Here is a 3,053-nt window from a genome sequence, read left to right as displayed (position 1 = left end):
ACTCCCACCATCTCCTTCAACTAATTAAACGGAAGCAATTTGTGGCCCCTTACATCCCCAAACCAAGATGAAGTTAAGGATTAGGCGAAAGGAGCATTATTAATGGAAAACCCAAAAGAGTACTTGGATATATTTGCGAGGTTAAGACAAGGCAAAGAAACCTTAACTAGCAGCCAGGCCCTCCTGTGCAATTTCATTCTGCAAAATTACAGAAACGTAGCCTTTATGACCGTGGAAAAGCTCGCTGCATCCAGTGGGGTTTCCACCGCAACGGTTATAAGGACTATTAAAAAGCTGGGGTTTGGTTCATACAACGATTTTTTGGAGACTCTAAGAAAAGTCGTGCTCTCTTCGGGACCGAGCCTGTGGTGGCAGATGGAAGAGACATGGAATAAGCTTAATTTCACTGCGGGAAACATACTGCAAGAGGTGGCCAAAGACAACATTGAATCAATAACAAACTCCATCAGCCCCATGCTCATGGAAAATTTCCCTAGGGCAGTTCAAAGCCTATGCTCTGCAGAAAGGATTTACATCGTCGGCCTAAGATCCACCCAGGGCATTGCCCTTTACTGCTACTTGATGCTTAATCAATTCCTGGATAACATATCCTTCCCCTGCATGGTCGGCTCGGATAACATGTACTCCGAACTTTACCCCTGTTCTGAGAAAGATGCCCTTATTGCCATTTCCATTGGCGGCCCCCATTACGCCACAAGGACGATTGATGCCTTGGAGTACGCAAGCAGCAAGGGGGCTACAACTATACTCATAACTACCGACGTAGCATCTCCTGGCTCCCAATGGTCTTCGGTCATTTTGCCTGCTGCGCCGTCCAAAGGCTTTTACTCGGTTGTATCAGTGATGACCATTATAGATGCCCTTATAGCGACCATAGGGTACGAAAAGAAAATCCCAGGAAAAGACAAACTCCGCAACCTTGAGAAAATACTGGTTTCCAAGGGCATAACATATTGAGACAAGGGGGCGTAAGCCCCCTTGTCAGCCCAATCTCCATTGCCTCTAACCTTCGAGCTCCTCCAGCCTTTTCCTCAAAGCGTCCAATTCCTTCTGTAACACTTCTGCCTGGCTTTTCAGGAATTCCTTTTCTTCCTCCTCCGTGGGCTCCTGGTAAGGCAAGGGCCCCGGCGGGAAGCCCACAACATAAGGGGCCCACCAACAAAAGCGCCTCCTGAGGCCTCTACCCCCACGGCCCAAACGCCAAAAAGGGCCTCTGCCAACCCACGGATTCATATAACCAGGCACGGAGGAACCGGAACAATACCCTGCCATGCGGCCTGTCCTAGGGCCAGCACCCAAAGGACCTGTTCTATCTCCTCTAGGCATTGCTTACCCCTCCCTTATTATTGATAATCATTATCACTAATTGAATAATATATATCTTTTCCTCCAAAAGTCAATACCACTGGTTAAAATTCAAAAAAAAGGGGCGCCTTCATAAAGGCGCCCCTCATAAAATTACAGGCATCACATATTAACTAAATATCCTTGGGAGTCCACTCTTTCCAAACGGCCCCTACGAGGTCCGGACCAGGCTTTAAAACCTTCTTTCCAGGTTGCCACCCTGAAGGCGTCACCTCTTTGCCATCAGTGTTTCTTACGTGCTGGAAGGCCATGATCTGTCTTATGGCTTCGTCCACGTTCCTGCCTACCGGAGGAGTCAAAACCTCCATAGCCTGTATGACACCGTCTGGGTCTATTATGAAGCGGCCCCTCACGTCCACACCGGCTTTCTCGTCGTACACACCATATATCTTACCCAAGTTTCCTCCGGCATCGGAGATCATTGGGAAGGGAACTCCGCCCTCTACCATCTTCGAAAGCTCCTGGTCATTCCATACCTTATGAACAAACTGACTGTCCACACTGACAGACAGCACTTCTACACCAAGCTCCTGAAACTCCTTGTACCTGTCGGCGACCGCCGACACCTCCGTGGCTCAGACAAAGGTAAAGTCTCCAGGATAGAAACAAAGCAAAACCCACTTGCCTAAGAACTCTGAGAGCTTAACCGTGACAAACTTTCCCTGATAATACGCAGGAGCCTCGAAATCTGGAGCATGCCTTCCCACCATGACAGTCATAGACGGTTTCACCTCCTGTACTATCTCTTTTACATCCTCTCCTCCCACCAATGCCCCCGTAGGCCTTGCACATCCGATTTCCTTCTCTTCCATCATCTCACCTCCACCAGCACACCTAAACCTCGCTACCTGTTTATTATACTACATTACTGCTCATAGGCCGGCTGGTCCTTTTCTCTCCTTTTCCCGCAACCAAGCTAGACAAGTTCTCACTCCAAAGCCCGTGGCCCCCTTAATGTAGTAGCCATATTCCTCCTTGGTATTATCCGTTCCAGCCATGTCCACATGAAGCCACTTTATGCCCTCTCCTACGAATTCCTGCAAGAACATGGCCGCCGTTATGGCGCCTCCGTAGCGTCCCGCGGAGTTGACCACATCTGCCACAGGGGACTTGATCTTCTTCCTCAACCTCTCATCGTCAATGGGCAGCTGCCACATTCTCTCCCCCGTCTCCTTGGCCGTCGCTAAAAAGTCCGAAACCAGTTCATCGTCGTTCGCGAAAACCCCAGCAGTATACTCTCCTAGAGCTACGGCACATGCGCCGGTCAAGGTCGCCATGTCTATGATGCAAGAAGGGCTTTGCTCTGATGCGTAGGACAAAACGTCCGCCAATGTAACTCTTCCTTCCGCGTCAGTATTGTCAATCTCAACGGTCTTTCCGTTTCTCAATCTTATTATGTCGTCTGGCCTGTAAGCTCCGCCTCCAGGCATGTTCTCTGCTGCGCCAATAAAGCCATGAACCTCAAAGGGCAGGTTCATTTTCGCAATAGCCCTCATAAGGCCAAGAACGTTGCAGGCCCCCGCCTTGTCTCCCTTCATGGTCCTCATAAAATCGGAGGGTTTTATATTGAGCCCCCCACTGTCGAAAGTTATGCCTTTACCAACAAAGGCTATCTTCTCTACAGGATTTTGAGGTTTATATATCATATGGATCAGCCTTGGAGGGGT

General features: G+C 49.2%; 4 protein-coding genes. 1 reads left to right on the top strand and 3 read right to left on the bottom strand.

Features of this window, described 5'->3' with window-relative positions:
- Window positions 1-102 precede the first annotated feature (102 nt).
- The gene (locus V7Z69_RS07435) at window positions 103-978 is read left to right on the top strand and encodes a MurR/RpiR family transcriptional regulator (RefSeq protein WP_014162664.1); all 876 of its coding nucleotides are present in this window, start codon (window positions 103-105) and stop codon (window positions 976-978) included.
- Window positions 979-1,023: 45 nt separating this feature from the next.
- Here the strand turns inward: V7Z69_RS07435 and V7Z69_RS07430 are convergent, their stop codons facing one another.
- The 3 genes from V7Z69_RS07430 to V7Z69_RS07420 all read right to left on the bottom strand — a co-directional run.
- Window positions 1,024-1,347 carry a DUF5320 domain-containing protein gene (locus tag V7Z69_RS07430; RefSeq protein ID WP_014162663.1) on the bottom strand — a complete coding sequence of 108 codons (324 nt, stop codon included), beginning with the start codon at window positions 1,345-1,347 and terminating at the stop codon, window positions 1,024-1,026.
- Window positions 1,348-1,499: 152 nt separating this feature from the next.
- The gene (gene prxU / locus V7Z69_RS07425) at window positions 1,500-2,096 is read right to left on the bottom strand and encodes a thioredoxin-dependent peroxiredoxin (protein ID WP_472132420.1); all 597 of its coding nucleotides are present in this window, start codon (window positions 2,094-2,096) and stop codon (window positions 1,500-1,502) included.
- Between the two features lie 162 nt (window positions 2,097-2,258).
- Window positions 2,259-3,053: M17 family metallopeptidase (locus V7Z69_RS07420; RefSeq protein WP_334139407.1), on the bottom strand; the 795-nt coding region annotated here is incomplete at its 5' end.

The organism is Thermovirga lienii (assembly GCF_036847465.1).
Taxonomy (GTDB): Bacteria; Synergistota; Synergistia; order Synergistales; family Thermovirgaceae; genus Thermovirga; species Thermovirga lienii.
The sequence above is the reverse complement of the archived record's forward strand: the minus strand, read 5'-3'. Positions and strand labels throughout refer to the sequence as shown.

Coding starts and splice junctions, on each gene's coding strand:
- V7Z69_RS07435 (WP_014162664.1), top strand. CDS start 103: ATGGAAAACCCAAAAGAGTACTTGGATATATTTGCGAGGTTAAGACAA.
- V7Z69_RS07430 (WP_014162663.1), bottom strand. CDS start 1,347: ATGCCTAGAGGAGATAGAACAGGTCCTTTGGGTGCTGGCCCTAGGACA.